This is a genomic window from Actinosynnema sp. NPDC050801 (assembly GCF_040673975.1).
GTDB lineage: Bacteria > Actinomycetota > Actinomycetes > Mycobacteriales > Pseudonocardiaceae > Actinosynnema.
On sequence record NZ_JBFAQZ010000001.1, the window covers coordinates 351,068 to 366,217 of the forward strand.

At 72.8% G+C, this 15,150-nt stretch carries 14 protein-coding genes; 9 read left to right on the top strand and 5 right to left on the bottom strand.

What is annotated here, in order from left to right:
- The first annotated feature begins 231 nt into the window (after window positions 1-231).
- On the top strand, window positions 232-3,348 hold the full coding sequence (cydD, locus tag AB0K14_RS01725) for a thiol reductant ABC exporter subunit CydD (protein WP_360448277.1): 3,117 nt from the start codon (window positions 232-234) through the stop codon (window positions 3,346-3,348).
- Between the two features lie 5 nt (window positions 3,349-3,353).
- Window positions 3,354-4,466 (top strand): GAF domain-containing protein, encoded by a 1,113-nt coding sequence (locus AB0K14_RS01730; RefSeq protein ID WP_360448275.1) that lies wholly within the window; start codon window positions 3,354-3,356, stop codon window positions 4,464-4,466.
- A 79-nt stretch (window positions 4,467-4,545) separates the two neighbouring features.
- Here the strand turns inward: AB0K14_RS01730 and AB0K14_RS01735 are convergent, their stop codons facing one another.
- Complete coding sequence (locus AB0K14_RS01735; protein WP_360448273.1) at window positions 4,546-5,175, bottom strand: response regulator transcription factor; 630 nt, start codon at window positions 5,173-5,175, stop codon at window positions 4,546-4,548.
- 60 nt (window positions 5,176-5,235) lie between these two features.
- On the opposite strand from AB0K14_RS01735, the gene AB0K14_RS01740 reads away from it, so the two are divergent.
- Window positions 5,236-5,718 carry a GNAT family N-acetyltransferase gene (locus AB0K14_RS01740; RefSeq protein WP_360448270.1) on the top strand — a complete coding sequence of 161 codons (483 nt, stop codon included), beginning with the start codon at window positions 5,236-5,238 and terminating at the stop codon, window positions 5,716-5,718.
- A gap of 59 nt (window positions 5,719-5,777) precedes the next feature.
- Here AB0K14_RS01740 and AB0K14_RS01745 read toward each other — a convergent pair whose 3' ends face one another.
- Window positions 5,778-6,392: a macro domain-containing protein gene (locus tag AB0K14_RS01745; protein WP_360448267.1), complete on the bottom strand. Its 615-nt coding sequence runs from the start codon at window positions 6,390-6,392 to the stop codon at window positions 5,778-5,780.
- Between the two features lie 102 nt (window positions 6,393-6,494).
- Between AB0K14_RS01745 and pheA the strand changes: the two genes are divergently transcribed.
- Both pheA and AB0K14_RS01755 read left to right on the top strand, forming a co-directional pair.
- On the top strand, window positions 6,495-7,388 hold the full coding sequence (gene pheA / locus AB0K14_RS01750) for a prephenate dehydratase (RefSeq protein ID WP_360448264.1): 894 nt from the start codon (window positions 6,495-6,497) through the stop codon (window positions 7,386-7,388).
- A gap of 148 nt (window positions 7,389-7,536) precedes the next feature.
- Window positions 7,537-7,983, top strand: a complete 447-nt coding sequence (locus AB0K14_RS01755; RefSeq protein WP_360448262.1) for a histidine phosphatase family protein — start codon at window positions 7,537-7,539, stop codon at window positions 7,981-7,983.
- Window positions 7,984-8,081: 98 nt separating this feature from the next.
- Here the strand turns inward: AB0K14_RS01755 and AB0K14_RS01760 are convergent, their stop codons facing one another.
- Window positions 8,082-8,432, bottom strand: coding sequence for a metallopeptidase family protein (locus AB0K14_RS01760; protein ID WP_360448260.1), 351 nt, complete (start codon window positions 8,430-8,432; stop codon window positions 8,082-8,084).
- Window positions 8,433-8,436: 4 nt separating this feature from the next.
- On the bottom strand, window positions 8,437-9,504 hold the full coding sequence (locus AB0K14_RS01765; RefSeq protein ID WP_360448258.1) for a septum formation family protein: 1,068 nt from the start codon (window positions 9,502-9,504) through the stop codon (window positions 8,437-8,439).
- Window positions 9,505-9,624: 120 nt separating this feature from the next.
- Between AB0K14_RS01765 and AB0K14_RS01770 the strand changes: the two genes are divergently transcribed.
- From AB0K14_RS01770 to serS, 4 genes are all read left to right on the top strand, one after another.
- The gene (locus tag AB0K14_RS01770; RefSeq protein WP_360448255.1) at window positions 9,625-10,317 is read left to right on the top strand and encodes a hypothetical protein; all 693 of its coding nucleotides are present in this window, start codon (window positions 9,625-9,627) and stop codon (window positions 10,315-10,317) included.
- The gene (locus tag AB0K14_RS01775; protein ID WP_360448253.1) at window positions 10,318-11,481 is read left to right on the top strand and encodes a glutathionylspermidine synthase family protein; all 1,164 of its coding nucleotides are present in this window, start codon (window positions 10,318-10,320) and stop codon (window positions 11,479-11,481) included.
- A gap of 94 nt (window positions 11,482-11,575) precedes the next feature.
- Window positions 11,576-12,028, top strand: a complete 453-nt coding sequence (locus AB0K14_RS01780; RefSeq protein WP_360448251.1) for a DUF350 domain-containing protein — start codon at window positions 11,576-11,578, stop codon at window positions 12,026-12,028.
- A gap of 120 nt (window positions 12,029-12,148) precedes the next feature.
- On the top strand, window positions 12,149-13,399 hold the full coding sequence (gene serS / locus AB0K14_RS01785; protein ID WP_360448249.1) for a serine--tRNA ligase: 1,251 nt from the start codon (window positions 12,149-12,151) through the stop codon (window positions 13,397-13,399).
- 560 nt (window positions 13,400-13,959) lie between these two features.
- Here serS and lhgO read toward each other — a convergent pair.
- Window positions 13,960-15,147 carry an L-2-hydroxyglutarate oxidase gene (lhgO, locus tag AB0K14_RS01790; protein WP_360454373.1) on the bottom strand — a complete coding sequence of 396 codons (1,188 nt, stop codon included), beginning with the start codon at window positions 15,145-15,147 and terminating at the stop codon, window positions 13,960-13,962.
- Window positions 15,148-15,150: the final 3 nt, after the last annotated feature.

Here is a 15,150-nt window from a genome sequence, read left to right on the forward strand (position 1 = left end):
GGATCCCGCTGTGTCGGATCCCGCTGTGTCGGATCCCGCTGTGTCGGATCCCGCTGTGTCGGATCCCGCTGTGTCGGATCCCGCTGTGTCGGATCCTGCGGTGTCGGATCCTGCTGTGTCGGATCCTGCGGTGTCGGATCCTGCTGTGTCGGATCCTGCTGTGTCGGATCCTGCTGTGTCGGATCCTGCTGTGTCGGATCCTGCTGTGTCCGATCCTGCTGGGAACGCACCATGAGCTTCCCCGGAGCCCCTTCCGCCAAGAAGCCGGGGAAGGGCCCGCTCGGCGCGCTGCCCGCGCTCTCGCGGTCGGCGCGCCGGGCGTTGGTCCTGTGCGCGGTGTCGGCGGCGCTGACCGCCGGCGCGTTGGTGTGGCAGGCCGTGGCGCTGGCGTCGGCCCTGGTGACCGGCGGGTCGCTGTGGCTGCTGGCGGGCGCGGTCGTGGTGCGGGCCGGGTTGGCGTGGGTGACCGAGTCGGTCGCGGCGCGGGCGGCGGCGGGCGCCAAGGAGGAGCTGCGGGCGGCGGTGCTGGACCGGGCGCTGGGGCTGGGGCCGTCGTGGATCGTGGATCGTGGCCCGGCGGCGTTGGCGGTGGTCGCGACCAAGGGGCTGGACGCGCTGGACGCGTACTTCACCCGCTACCTGCCGGCTCTGGTGACGACCGCCGTGGTGCCGGTGGCGGTGGGTGCGTGGATCCTGTGGACCGATCCCACGTCGGCGGTGCTGATCGCGGTGACGCTGCCGCTGATCCCGGTGTTCGCCATCCTGATCGGCCGGTTCACCTCGGCGCGGGTGGCCGAGGCGGCGTCGGCGCTGGAGCGGCTGTCGGGGCGGCTGGCCGAGCTGGTGCGGGCGCTGCCGGTGCTGACCGCGTTCGGGCGTGCGGCGGCGCAGGCGTCGGCGGTGCGTGAGCTGGGCGAGCGGTACCGGCGGGCGACGATGGGGACGTTGCGGGTGGCGTTCCTGTCGGCGCTGGTGCTGGAGGTCGTGGCGTCGCTGTCGGTGGCGCTGATCGCGGTGGGGATCGGGCTCCGGTTGGTGTCGGGGGAGATGGCGCTGGTCACGGGGCTGGTGGTGCTGATCCTCGCGCCGGAGTGCTACCTGCCGCTGCGGGCGGCCGGTGCGGCGCACCACGCGTCGGAGGACGGTGTGGAGGCCGTGCGGCGGGTGGCGGAGATCCCGACCCCCGGCCCGGGGACGGCGGATCCGGCCGAGCCGGTCGAGGGCGTGGAGGTCCGTGATCTCCGGGTGCGGCGGCGGGGCCGGTTCGCGCCGGACGGGGTGAGCCTGCGGGTGCGGCCCGGTGAGGTCCACCGGCTGGCCGGGCCGAGTGGTTGGGGCAAGTCGACCCTCTTCGACGTGCTGCTGGGGTTCGTGCGGGCCGATGGCGGGTCGGTGGCGGTCGACCGGTCGGCGATCGCCTGGGTGCCGCAGCGGCCCGCGTTCGCCGGGCGGACGGTGGCCGACGAGCTGGAGCTGACCACCGGCCGGGTCGACCACGCGGTGCTGGCGTCGGTGGCGGCGGAGCACCTGGTCGGGCGGCCGATCGCCGAGCTGTCGACCGGTGAGCGGCAGCGGGTCGCGGTCGCGCGTGCGCTGACCCGGGTCCGGGACGGCGCGACCGTGCTGCTGCTGGACGAGCCCACCGCGCACCTCGACCCGCCGACGGCCGCCAAGGTCATGACCGCGGTCCACGCGGCCGCCGCCGGGGGTGCGGCGGTCGTCCTGGCCACGCACCGGCTGGTCGGCTCGCCCACCGCGGACGTCGCGGCGGCCCGTGAGGTCGAACGGGCGGCTGATCGGTCGGCCGTGCCGCGGTCGCCCCGACCCACCCGGCGGCTGCTGGCGGGGGCGTTGCTGGGCACGGCGGCCTCGTTGAGCGGCGTGGCGTTGACGGCGCTGGCGGCGTACCTGATCGCGAAGGCCGCGACCCAGCCGCCGATCCTGACGCTGTCCGTGCTGGTCGTGGGTGTGCGCACGTTCGCGCTGGCCAAGGGCGTGCTGCGGTACCTGGAGCGGTTGGTGACGCACGACGCCGCGTTCCGGCACGCCGAGTCGTTGCGGGTCCGGCTGTGGCGGAGCCTGCGGCCCGGGCAGGCCGAGCTCACCCGACTGGTGGACGACGTCGACACGGTCCGCGACCTGGTGCCCCGCGTGCTCCAGCCGCCGCTGGTGGCGGTGGGGGTGTCGGTGGCGGCGGTGGTGCTGTTCGCGGTGATCCAACCGGTGGCCGGGTTGGCCCTGGCGGTGGCGCTGGTGGTCGGCGGCACGGTGGCGCCGGTGGTCGCGGTGCTCACCGAACGTCGTGCCACGGCGGTGCTCGCCCGGGGTCGGCGGCAGGTGTCCGAGCAGGTGTTGACGCTGCTCACGGCCGCGCCGGACCTGATCGCGTTCGGGGCGGACGGCACGGTGCGCGCCGAGTTGGCCCGCCGGGACGCCGAACTGGCGCGGCAGGCCCGTCGCCAGGCTTCGGGTGCGGGTGCGGCGATCGCGGTCGTGCACCTGACGACCGGGTTGGCCTCGGCGGTGTGCATCGGCCTGGCCGGTGGCGTCGACCCGCTGCTGGTACCGGTGCTGGGGCTGGTGCCGCTGGCGTTGGCGGAGGCGTTGAGCGCCCTGCCCGCGACCGCGCAGCACCGCGCCGCGTTGCGCGAGTCGTACGGCCGGATCGTGCGGCGCTCGCCGAACCGGGAACCGGCGCCGGTCGAGCGCGGCCCGGCCGGTGGTTCAGCCGGTGGCCCGGTCGGTGGCGCGGTCGGGCTCGAAGGCGTGACGGTGCGGTGGCCGGGCAGCGCGGAGCCGGTGCTGGAACGGGTGTGCGTCGACCTGCCCGCGGGCGCCAAGGTGGCCGTGGTCGGGCCTTCGGGCGCCGGCAAGTCGAGCCTGTTCGCGCTGCTGCTGGGATTCCTGGAGCCGGAGCGCGGGTTGGTCTGGCGGCCCGAGCGGGTGGCGTGGTGCCCGCAGGAGCCGATGCTGGTGTCGACCACGGTCCGCGAGAACCTCCGGCTGGGCGACCCCCGAGCGGACGACGAACGGCTGCTGTGGGCACTGGACGTCGCGGGTGTCCGGCTCGACCTGGACACCGTGATCGGCCCCACGCTGCTGTCCGGTGGCGAGGCGCAGCGGGTGGCGCTGGCCCGCGCGTTGCTCCACGACGCCGACCTCGTGCTGCTGGACGAGCCGACCGCCCACCTCGACGAGCCGACCGCGACCGCGCTGCTGGCGCGGCTGGACGACGTGCTGCGGGACAAGACCGTCATTCACATCACCCACCGACCGGAGGAGGCCGACCGCGCCGACCTGGTGCTGCACGTCGCCGACGGGCGGCTGCGGGCCAGGGCCTACCGTTGAGCACCGTGGACCCAGCCCGCGTGCTCGCCGCCTCGACCGAGATCACCTCGGCCGCCCTGGCCGGTGACGACCCGGACGCCGTCCTGCCGCTCGTGGTGCGCAGCGCCGTCGAGCTCGCCGAGGCGGACCTCGGGCTGGCCATGGTCACCGCCGACGACGGCACGTTGACCGTCGAGGCGTCCTCCGGCGACGACGACCCGGTCGGCGTGGTGCTGTCCAGCCGTTCGTCGGCGGCACGGGCGGCGCGGACCGGCGTGCCCGTGGTCGCCGACGACTTCACCACCGACCCGCGCACCGCGCCGTTCGTGCCCAAGGCGCTGCGGGGGTACGGGCCGTTCGCCGTGGCGCCGTTCGGCACCAAGGAGCGCAAGATCGGCGCGCTCGCCGTCTACCGGCGCAAGGGCGAGCGGCCGTTCAGCCCGGACACCGTCGAGGTGCTGGCCGCGTTCGCCGCGCAGGCCGGTCTGGCGGTCGTGCTGGCCGAGGGGTCGACGGCGCGCCAGCGGGTGGCGGTCTACCAGGAGCGCGAGCGCATCGCGCGCGACCTGCACGACGTGATCATCCAGCGGCTGTACGCGACGGGCGTGCAGCTCGACCTGCTCGACCGGCGGCTCAAGCTGGAGGGGCGGGAGGCGCGGCGGCTCGCCGACGCGGTCGACCAGCTCGACCAGACCATGGCCGAGGTCCGCGCCACCGTCCGCGCGCTGCGCAGCGCCGACCCGGGCAAACCCGCCGACGTCGACCTGAGGGGTTCGGTGCTGGCGGAGGCGCGCACGGCGGGCGAGCTGCTGGGGTTCGAACCGGAGGTGCGGGTCGAGGGCGACGTCGCGGACGTGCCCGCGGAGCTCGCCGACCACGCCCGCGCGGCCCTGCGGGAGGCGTTGTCGAACGTGGTGCGGCACTCGGGCGCCCGGCACGTGGGCATCGCGCTGCGCCGCACACCCGACCGGCTGGACCTGGAGGTCACCGACGACGGCTGCGGCATCCCGCGCGGGGTGGCCAAGCGCGGGTTGCGGCACCTGGAGGAACGAGCCCTCGCCGCCGGCGGCGGGTGTGAGCTCACCTCGTCGCCGCGCACCGGCACGACGATCACCTGGCACGTGCCGCTGAGCGGTTGACGCGCAGCCCCACACCAAGCGACCGGGTGACGGAGCCGGGGTGTTGCGACTCGACGGATCCGCGTCGGTCTCGGCGCCACTAGCGCGACCGGCGGGCCACCCAGGCCGCCGCTTGGGTGCGGCGTTCCATGCCGAGCTTCGACAGCACGGCGGTGACGTAGTTCTTCACCGTCTTCTCCGCCAGGAACAGCCGTTCGGCGATCTGCCGGTTGGACAGGCCCTCGCCGATCAGGTCCAGCACCCGCCGTTCCTGCTCGGTCAGCGCGTCCAGCACGTCCACCTCGACCGGGCGGCGCATGCGGTCCAGGACGCGGGCCGTGGTCTGCGGGTCCAGCAGTGAACGGCCGGCCGCCACCTCGCGCACCGCGGTCACCAGGTCCTGTCCGCGCACCTGCTTGAGCAGGTACCCGGACGCGCCCGCCATGATCGCGCCGACCAGCGCCTCCTCGTCGTCGAACGCGGTCAGCACCAGGCACCTCGGCCCGTCCGGCAGCGCGCGCAGCCGCCGGCACAGCTCGACCCCGCCGCCGTCGGGCAGCCGCACGTCCACCACGGCCACGTCGGGCCGCGTCGCCCCGGCCCGGACCAGGGCCTCGCCGACCCCGCCCGCCTCGGCCACCACCGAGATGTCGTCCTCGTCCTCAAGGAGTTCGCGCAGCCCCCTGCGCACCACCTCGTGGTCGTCTACGAGCAGCACTCGCACCGGCACGAACCAACCATAGGGCGAATGCCGGTACCCACCGCGCCCGGCCGCCAAGACAGTGCAGGGATGCTCGTACGCGTGATCGAGGAAGCCGACCGGATCGTCGTCGGCAGGCTGGTGCTGGAGCTGTGGGGCGCGCACACCGCGGTCGCCCACGGCCAGGTGTTCTTCCCCGCGAGCCTGCCCGGGTTCGTGGTGGAGCAGCAGGACCAGGTCGTCGGGCTGCTCACCTACGCCACCCACGACGGCCACCTGGAGATCGTCACCATCGACGCCCTGCGAAGAGGCCGGGGTGTCGGCAGCTCGCTGGTCGACGCCGCCGTGCATCGCGCCCGCCAGCTCGGGTGCTCCCGGGTCCGGCTCACCACGACCAACGACAACCTCGACGCCCTGCGCTTCTACCAGCGGCGCGGCTTCCGGCTCACCGCGCTGCGCCCCGACGCGGTGCGCGAGGCACGTCGGCTCAAGCCGGAGATCCCCAGCGTCGGCGACTACGGCATCCCCATGACCGACGAACTCGACCTGGAGCGTTGGGTCGCGCCACGCTAGTTGTCCACAGGCCCCAGCCGGGCTGTCCACAGGTTGTGCACAGCCGGCGGGCCGCGGCGTCACCTGCTGGGCAGCGGGCTGAACACCTCGTCCCACGCGGCGGCGACCTGGCGGGCGCACGTGGCCGGCGCGACACCGCCGACACCCGTGCCCAGACCGGGCATCGCGATCGTGCGGACGACCTCGCGCAACGGCCGGCCGTCGTCCAGCCGCCCACCCAGCCACAGCCGCAGCACGGCCCGCGCGGCCAGGTACGGGTGCACGGTGTCGCCGGGCAGCAGCTCACCGGGCTGCCGCATGGTCGGCGCGCTGATCAGCCACTCGGGCTCCGGCTCGCCGGTCGGCACGACGAGTGCCTCGCCCACGGGCAGCTCACCGCCGTGCAACCCGAGCACGGCACTGCGCACGTTCCCCTCCACCAGCGGGAACGCCCGCGCGTACACCGCGTCGATGCCACCGCGCATCCAGCCGGACGAGTTGGCGGGGCTCACCACGGCCTCGGCGACGATGTCGAGCACCGAGCCCCGGTGCACCTCGACGCCGGTCCGGCCGTCGGCCACCGCGAGCCAGGCGCGGGCCAGTGGTTCGTCGACGGCGCACAACACCAGACGGGGAACTGCTACCGGAGCGTTGATCTCACCCTCCGTATCGGCGGCGGACACATCACCCAGCATTCCAGGAGAACCCGTTGCTGCGGAACGGGGGCGGGCACCCGCCGCACGGGTGATCCTCGCCTCAACACCGTCACCGGCCGTGGTGCTCGTATCGTTGCGGCCGTGCTCGCCTACTTCGGACCGCAGGGAACGTTCACCGAGCAGGCCGCACGCGGCTTCGCCACTCCGCAGCAGGAGCTGGTGCCGTTCGACACGGTGCCCGCCGCCCTCGCCGCCACCCGCCGGGGGGAAACCGAGTCGGCGTGCGTGCCGGTGGAGAACTCCGTCGAGGGCGCGGTGCCCGCGACGATGGACGCGCTGACCGAGGGCGAACCGCTGGTCGCGGTCGCCGAGGCGGTGCTGCCGGTGCGGTTCAGCGTGCTGGTGCGGCCCGGCGGCGCGCCCGTGCGCACCGTCGCCAGCCACCCGCACGCGCTGGCGCAGGTCCGGCACTGGCTGGCCGAGCACCTGCCGGACGCCGACGTCGTCGCCACGACGTCCACCGCCGCCGCCGCGCGCGCCGTGCTCGACGGCGGGTTCGACGCGGCCGTGAGCGCGCCGGTGGCCGTGCGGCACTACCCGCTGGAGGTGCTGGCCACCGACGTGGCCGACGTCCGGGACGCCAAGACCCGGTTCCTGCTGCTGCGCCCGCCGGGCGCGCTGCCCGAGCCGACCGGCCACGACCGCACGTCGATCGTCTGCACGGTGTCCGACCGGGTCGGCGCGCTGTCGGAGCTGATGACCGAGCTGGCGCTGCGCGGCATCAACCTGACCCGCATCGAGTCGCGGCCCACCAAGGGCAGGCTCGGCGAGTACCGGTTCTACATCGACCTCGACGGCCACGTGGCCGAGGCCAGGGTGGGCGACGCGCTGGCCGCGCTGCACCGGCACTGCCCGCGGACCCGGTTCCTGGGCTCGTACCCGAAGGCAGAGCCGGGCGGCGCGGTGGCGGGCAACGAGGAGTTCGTGGCGGCGGTCGAGTGGGTCGAAGCGGTCCGGAGGGGGCACGGCGCATGAGGTTGATCCTGGTCAGGCACGGCGAGACGGCGTCGAACGTGAAGATGGCGCTGGACTCGCTGCCACCCGGCCCGCCGCTGACCGACGCCGGGGTGGCGCAGGCCGCCGCGCTGGCCGGGTCGTTGGCCGCAGAGCCGGTGCGGGGGCGGTGCGCGCGCAGCAGACCGCGGCGCCCGTGGCGGCGGCGCACGGCCTGGAGGTCGAGGTCGTGCAGGGCGTGCAGGAGATCTTCTGCGGCGACCTCGAAGGGCGGCACGACCGCGAGGCGTTCGAGATCTTCATCGCCACCGTGAAGCAGTGGGCCGCGGGCGACCTCGACGTGCCGCTGCCCGGCGGCGAGAGCGGCCGCCAGGTGCTCGACCGCTACCTGGCCGCGGTGGACGAGCTCAGCGCCGGGCACCGGGACGGCGAGACGGTCGTGCTGGTCAGCCACGGCGGGTCGCTGCGGATGGCGGCGCTGGCGCTGGCCCGGAACGTGGGTCCGGCGCTGGCCGAGGCCGGTCTGCTGCCCAACACCGGCCGGGTGGTGCTCGAACGCGCCGCCGACGGCTGGCGCTGCACGTCGTGGACCGGCGTGGACGTGGTCGAGGGCTAGCCGGAGCAGGCGGCCGGCGGCAGGCGTCGACGGGAGCAGGTGTGGGCGGGAGCCCGCGGCCGGTGTGGGCGGGAGCCGGCGGCGGCGCCGGACGAGGGCTAGCCCCAGCCCAGTTCGTGCAGCTTGGCGTCGTCGATGCCGAAGTGGTGCGCCACCTCGTGCACCACGGTCACGACGACCTCTTCCACCACGTCGTCCTCGGTGCGGCAGATGTCCAGGATCGCCTCGCGGTAGATCGAGATGCGGTCCGGCAGGACGCCGCCGTAGTCGGTGGTCCGGCTGGTCAGCGCGATGCCCTGGTACAGCCCCAGCAGGCTCGGCACCTGCGGGTTCCGGTCCTCGACCAGGACCACCACGTTGTTCATCGCCGCCGCGAACTCCGGCGGGATGAGGTCGAGGGCCTCGCCGACCAGCTCCTCGAACCGTTGACGGGTCATCTCCACCGGCATGTCGTCACCTCGACGTCGTGGTCGTGGTAGTGGCTGTCGTCGTCTCGTCGGACTTCGGGGGCTTGGAGCCCGACGAGGGCGGTGCGGCGGAGCTGGAGTTGGACTCGGAGTGCAGGGGCGCGCCGGTCGGCTCGTCCTGCTGCACGGCGGTCGTCTGGGGCGGGTTGGCCGTGGTCAGCGGCGGTGCGTTGGGGTTGCGCACGCTGCCTTCCCACGCGACCAGGATGTTGTCGACCGGCTGCGCGCCGACCTTGCAGTTGGCCAGCCGCGAGCCCGCGGCCCAGCTCTCCGCCACCCTGGTGTCCCAGGAGACGAGGAGCCCGCGGGCCTTCAGGTCGGCGCCACCGGTGTACTCGGCGGTGATCCGGGTGCACTCGCGGACCATGAGCTCGCCCTGCTGCTCGTCCGACGGGAACTCGCCGGGCGGCATCGTCACCACGCCGGTGATCTCGAACGTGTGCGGCTCCGCGCAGTCCACCGGGTCGGCCACCGACTTGGTCTCGGTGATGCCCAGGCACACGCCAGGGTCGTAGACGTCGGACTGGTCCTGGGTGCGGGCGGTGCCGTAGGCGGGGAGCAGCCCGCCGGCCGGTCCGGCCACCTGCAGGCCGCAGCGCAGCGTGCGCTGGCCCTCGCCCCACAGCCGCTCGCCCGGGTTGAGCGGCCCGACGGTGTACTTGCCGAACGGGTCGAACTTGCCGCCGAGGTAGTCCAGCGACGTCTGGACGCACCGCTCCTGGCTGATCTGCTGCCACTGCGCGTCGTCCGGGAACGGCGCCTCCGGGCCGTGAGCGGCGGAGATGTCCGCCACACCGGTCACCTCGTACAGGTGCTGGGCGGCGCAGTCGACCTTCTCGACGTCCGACAGGTCCTTCTTCGTCCAGTTCAGGCAGTCGCCCGCCTGAGCGGCCAGGACCGGGTTCACCGGGGTCGTGGCCGTGCTGCCCAGGCCACCCGGGCCGACCGGCCAGGACGTGAAGGTGCTCAGGGCGAGCAGCAAGAACGCGCCAGCAGACGCGCCGAGCATGACCATGTGGTCACCCCGACGAAACCAGCGCGTGGTCACGGACATCTACTCCATGATGCCTGTGTAGGCCGACGAACCGTTCGGGCGGGTGGAGTGTGTTGCTTTTGGGACACTCGTCACCCATTCGGCGGCCGATCTCTGTACCGTCCCCGCCGGGAGTGGCTGATGACTGAGAACGACAACACCGGGACACCCGGTCAGGGTGGGCCGAACCGACCGGACGCGCCGGGGCCGCAGGGTGGTGGCGCGTCGCCGCCGCCGTACGTGCCGCCGACGTCCCAGGGCCAAGGGCCGCCGCAAGGAGCACCTCAAGGCCCACCGCAAGGGCCGCCGACGGGTGGTCGCGGCCAGATCCGCAGGCAGGAGCCGGGGCAGACCAAGCCCCGCCCCCCGACACTGGCCGAGCAGCGCGCCCGCGCCGCGGTGATCGAGCAGCAGCGCGAGCAGCAGCTCGCCGTCGAGGCCGAGGCGCAGCGCCGCAAGAAGCTGCGCAAGCGGCTGCTCATCGGCGGTGGCGTCGGTGTCGGCGTGGTCGGCGTGGTGGCCATCTGGTACGCCGTGTCCAGCCCCGACGACGTCGAGGCGCAGTGCACCCGTGACGACGTGGTGGTCGAGGACCAGTACTGCGACGAGAACTACGCCCGCTCCAACGGCGGGTACGTCAGCGGTGGGTTCATCTACATCGGCGGCAGCTCCTACCGCTACCACTACGGCGGCACGAGCACGCCGGTCGGCTCCAAGGTCAGCGGCGGCAGCTACACCATGCCCAAGGGCGCGAACGTCTCCACCAAGTCCGGCACCGTGGTGCAGCGCGGCGGGTTCGGCGTGTCCGGCGGCAGCAAGAGCGGGGGCAGCTGAGTGCGTCGGGAGTCCTCCACGCCCCGGCCGAACTGGCAGCGCACCGTCTCCGACCAGGGGTTGGTGTTCGGCGCGCCGGCGAAGGCCGTGGACGGCAGCCCGCGCCCCTACTGGGACGAGTCGGCGCACTACGTCTTCGAGATGAGCGACGTGCTGTCGCTGGAGGCGGACGTCGAGCTGCTGCACAACATGTGCCTGGAGGCCGTCGACAACGTGGTGCTCACCGAGCGCTACCGCGACTTCGGCATCAACGAGTGGCTGTGGCCCGCGATCGCCGAGTCGTGGAAGCGGCGCGACCCGCACGTGTACGGGCGGTTCGACCTGCGCTACGACGGGCGCGGACCGGCCAAGCTGCTGGAGTACAACGCCGACACGCCCACGTCGCTGCTGGAGGCGTCGGTCGTCCAGTGGAACTGGAAGACCGACGTGTACCCCGAGGACGACCAGTGGAACTCCATCCACGAGAAGCTGGTGGAGCGCTGGGCCGAGATCGGCAACCGGCTGCCGTCCAACGAGCTGCACTTCACCTGGTCGGGCGCGGACCCCTCCGGTGAGGACCACGTCACCGTGGCCTACCTGCAGGAGACCGCGGCCGAGGCGGGCATGGACACCGTCGGCCTGGCGATCGAGGAGATCGGCTGGGACTCGCTGCTGCGGCGGTTCGTCGACCTCGAAGACGCGCCGATCAGCACGGTCGTGAAGCTCTACCCGTGGGAGTGGGTGGTGGACGAGCAGTTCGGCCACTACGCGGTGGAGACCCTGCCCGGCACCCTGTGGGTCGAGCCGCTGTGGAAGATGCTGCTGTCCAACAAGGCGCTGCTGGCCGTGCTGTGGGAGATGTACCCGGGCCACCCGAACCTGCTGCCCGCGTTCCTGGACGACCCCGGCCTGCTCACCGAGTACGTGCGCAAGCCGCGGCTGGGCCGTGAGGGCCAGAACATCCAGATCGTCGCCCCCGGCTACGAGACCCAGACCAGCGGGGTCTACGGCAAGGAGGGCTTCGTCTACCAGCTGTTCGACCCGCTGCCCGAGTTCGACGGCTACCGGCCGGCGCTCGGCGCGTGGGTCGTCGGCGACGCCTCGGCGGGCCTCGGCATCCGCGAGACCGTCGGCCTGGTCACCGACGACGGCGCGGCGTTCGTGCCGCACAGGATCGTCGAATGACCTGCTCAGCCACCCCCGGCACCACGCCACACCCGACGTCACCGGCTCCTTCACCGGCGGCACAACCGATCAACCTGCATACCACGGAGGGTCTGTGATCTCCCCACTCGCGTTGGACGCCGGCTTCGGCGCCGCCATCGGCCGGGGCGTCGGCGCAATCGCGCTCTACGCGGTCGTCGGTCTGGTGCTGATGATCGTCGGCTTCTACGCCATCGACTGGACCACCCCCGGCAAGCTCAGCGCGCTCGTGCGCAACGGCGCCCCGAACGCGGTCATCGTGACCGCGGCGGGCCTGGTGAGCATGGCGCTGATCGTGGTCGTGGCGATCTACAGCTCGGCGGGCAAGCTCGACGAGGGCCTGCTGTCGTCGCTGATCTTCGGCTTCGTCGGGATCATCGTCCAGGTGCTCGCGGTGCGGCTGCTGGAGTGGGTGACCAGGCTCGACATCGGCTCGCTGATCGAGTCGGACCGCTTCGCGCCGGCGAGCGTCGTCGTGGCCGCCGCGCACTTCGCGCTCGGCCTCGTGGTCGCCATCGCGATCTCGTAGCGCTCCGGTCCGAACCAGGGACACCACACCGCTCCCGACCCGACCACCCGGTCGGGTCGGGAGCGGTCGTCGTCTCCAGCGGCCTGTAAACCGCTTCCGGTCGGGTACTACGCTGCCGGTGTGATTGACCTGAAGGCACTGCGCGAGAACCCGGAAGCCGTCCGCGCGTCGCAACGCGCGCGTGGCGAGGACGAGACCGTGGTCGACGCGCTGCTGTCCGCCGACGAGCGCCGCCGGGCCGCCATCGCCCGTGCCGACGCGCTGCGCGGCGAGCAGAAGACGTTCGGCAAGCAGGTCGGCCGCGCCAAGGGCGAGGAGCGCGACGCGCTGCTGGCCAAGGGCAAGGAGCTGGCCGCCGAGGTCAAGGCCGCCGAGGCCGAGCAGTCCGCCGCCGAGGCCGAGCTGACCGAGCTGCACCGCGCCGTGCCGAACGTGGTCCACCCCGACGCGCCCGCGGGCGGCGAGGACGACTACGTCGTGCTCAAGCACGTCGGCGAGCGCCGCGAGTTCGACTTCGAGCCGCTCGACCACCTCGACCTCGGGGTGCGGCTCGGCGCGATCGACATGGAACGCGGCGCGAAGGTGTCCGGCTCGCGGTTCTACTTCCTCACCGGCGTCGGCGCCCAACTGGAGCTCGCGCTGCTGAACATGGCCGTCGCTCAGGCCACCGCGGCCGGGTTCAAGCTGATGATCACCCCCACCCTGGTCCGGCCGGAGATCATGGCCGGCACCGGGTTCCTCGGCGCGCACGCGAGCGAGATCTACCGCCTCGAAGCCGACGACCTGTACCTGGTCGGCACGTCGGAGGTGCCCCTGGCGGGGTACCACGCGGACGAGATCCTGGACGGGCCGAAGCGGTACGCGGGCTGGTCGTCGTGCTACCGGCGCGAGGCGGGCTCGTACGGCAAGGACACCAGAGGCATCATCCGCGTGCACCAGTTCAACAAGGTCGAGATGTTCGCCTACGTCAAGCCGGAGGACGCCGAGGCCGAGCACGCGAAGCTGCTGGCCTGGGAAGAGGAGATGCTGGCCAAGATCGACGTCCCCTACCGGGTCATCGACACGGCCGCTGGCGACCTCGGCAGCTCGGCCGCGCGCAAGTTCGACTGCGAGGCGTGGATCCCGACCCAGCAGGCCTACCGGGAACTGACCTCCACCTCGAACTGCACCACCTTCCAGGCCCGCCGCCTCAACGTCCGTTATCGGGATGAGAACGGAAAGCCCCAGATCGCCGCCACGCTCAACGGCACCCTGGCCACCACGCGCTGGATCGTGGCGATCCTGGAGAACCACCAGCAGGCCGACGGTTCGGTCGTCGTCCCGGAAGCCCTCCGCCCATTCCTTGGCCTGGAAATCCTCAAGCCGAACTAAAGCCATCGGACGCCCGGACGGCCGGAAGGCCAGCGGTGATCGACGAGGTCACGCGCACCGGACTCGCGCACAACGGACCCGGAACCGACCCACCGAGGCCCGATTTGACATGGGTTCGGGTGCCATAGGCTGGACGAAGCCGGGCAGGCTTGGCGGGCGCTTTATCCGCCAGGCCTGCCCGGCTTTGGCCTGCCTGGGGTGCCCGTAAGGGCCCCATGTCAAATCGAGCCGGACTGAACAATTGGTACGTGAAGAACCCCTAAAAAACAAAAACAAAGCAAAAGCAAGAGCGTCCTCGCCGGACGGGCAGATCAGCAGGATGGTGGGGTTCCTAGGCCAACTCCCGTACCAGCGTGGTCCGGACTTCGTGCCATCCCGCCGACCTCCACAAGGGCAACCACACGTGTCAAGGGGGCGGCAAAGGACCCACGACCGGGCAAGCCTGAACAGTGCCCCCTTGACACGCGCGGTAGGGCTGCGCCAGGTCGGCGGGATGGCACGAAGCCCTCCCTTTTGGGGAAAGGACGTGGCAGTTCACGATCAGGGAAAGGGGTGGCAGTTCACGACCAGCTGAGTTCGGTCTGGGCGGCGACGTGGTGGCCGATTTCCAGCGCGGAGGTCGCGGCGGGGGAGGGTGCGTTGAGGACGTGCACCTGGCGTGGTGCGGTGTCGATCAGGAAGTCGTCCACCAGGGAGCCGTCGGAGCGCATAGCCTGCGCGCGCACGCCGGCGGAAGCGCGGACGAGGTCGTCCTCACGGATCGCGGGCACGAGGCGGGCCAGGCTTTCGGCGAAGCGCTTGCGCGACAACGATCGCAGCACCTCCTCGGCGCCGGTGCGGGCGAACCGGCGGGCGAGTCGCCAGGTGCCGGGGAACCGGGCCACGTCGGCCACGTCGGACGGCGAGAAGTCACGCCACCGGTAGCCCTCGCGGTGCAGGGCGAGCACCGCGTTGGGTCCGGCGTGCACGCTGCCGTCGAGCATCCGGGTCAGGTGGACCCCCAGGAACGGCAGCGCCGGGTCGGGCACGGGGTAGATCAGCCCGCGCACCAGGCGTCGCCGGTCGTGCCGCAGTTCGTAGTACTCGCCCCGGAACGGCACGATCGCCGCCGACGGGGTGACGCCCGCCAGCCGCGCCACCCGGTCGCTGTGCAGGCCCGCGCAGTTCACCAGCGCGTCCGCGCGCACCACGCCCCGCGTCGTGGCCACCTCGACCCCACCACCGCTGAGCGCCCGCCGGATCGCCAAGGCGGGCGTGTGCAGGCGCAGGTCGTGGCCGTTCAGCTCCCGCACGAGAGCCGCGCACACGGCCGGGAAGTCGATGATGCCCGTGCTCTCCACCCGCAGCGCGGCCACCGCGGCCACCTCGGGCTCGTACTCCCGGGCCTCGTCCACGCCGATCCGGCGGGCGGGCACGCCGTTGGCCGCGGCGCGCTCCGCCAGCGCCTCCAGTCGCGGCACCTCGTCCGGCGAGGTGGCGACGACGAGCTTGCCGCACACGTCGACCGGCACGCCGTGCTCCTTGGCGTAGGCGACGATCGAGGCGTTGCCCGCGACCGACATCCGCGCCTTCAACGACCCCGGCTTGTAGTACAGGCCCGCGTGCACCACGTTGCTGTTGTGCCCGGTCTGGTGCGCCGCCCACCGCGGCTCCTTCTCCAGCACCACCACGTCGTGACCGCGCCGGGCCAACTCCCGCGCGGTCGCGAGGCCCACGATCCCGCCACCGATCACCACGACTCGTCGCACGGC

Bases quoted from the DNA above. Each gene is read 5' to 3' on its own strand.
- cydD (WP_360448277.1), top strand. From the start codon at position 232: ATGAGCTTCCCCGGAGCCCCTTCCGCCAAGAAGCCGGGGAAGGGCCCG.
- AB0K14_RS01740 (WP_360448270.1), top strand. From the start codon at position 5,236: ATGCTCGTACGCGTGATCGAGGAAGCCGACCGGATCGTCGTCGGCAGG.
- AB0K14_RS01745 (WP_360448267.1), bottom strand. From the start codon at position 6,392: ATGCTGGGTGATGTGTCCGCCGCCGATACGGAGGGTGAGATCAACGCT.
- AB0K14_RS01760 (WP_360448260.1), bottom strand. From the start codon at position 8,432: ATGCCGGTGGAGATGACCCGTCAACGGTTCGAGGAGCTGGTCGGCGAG.
- AB0K14_RS01765 (WP_360448258.1), bottom strand. From the start codon at position 9,504: ATGTCCGTGACCACGCGCTGGTTTCGTCGGGGTGACCACATGGTCATG.
- AB0K14_RS01770 (WP_360448255.1), top strand. From the start codon at position 9,625: ATGACTGAGAACGACAACACCGGGACACCCGGTCAGGGTGGGCCGAAC.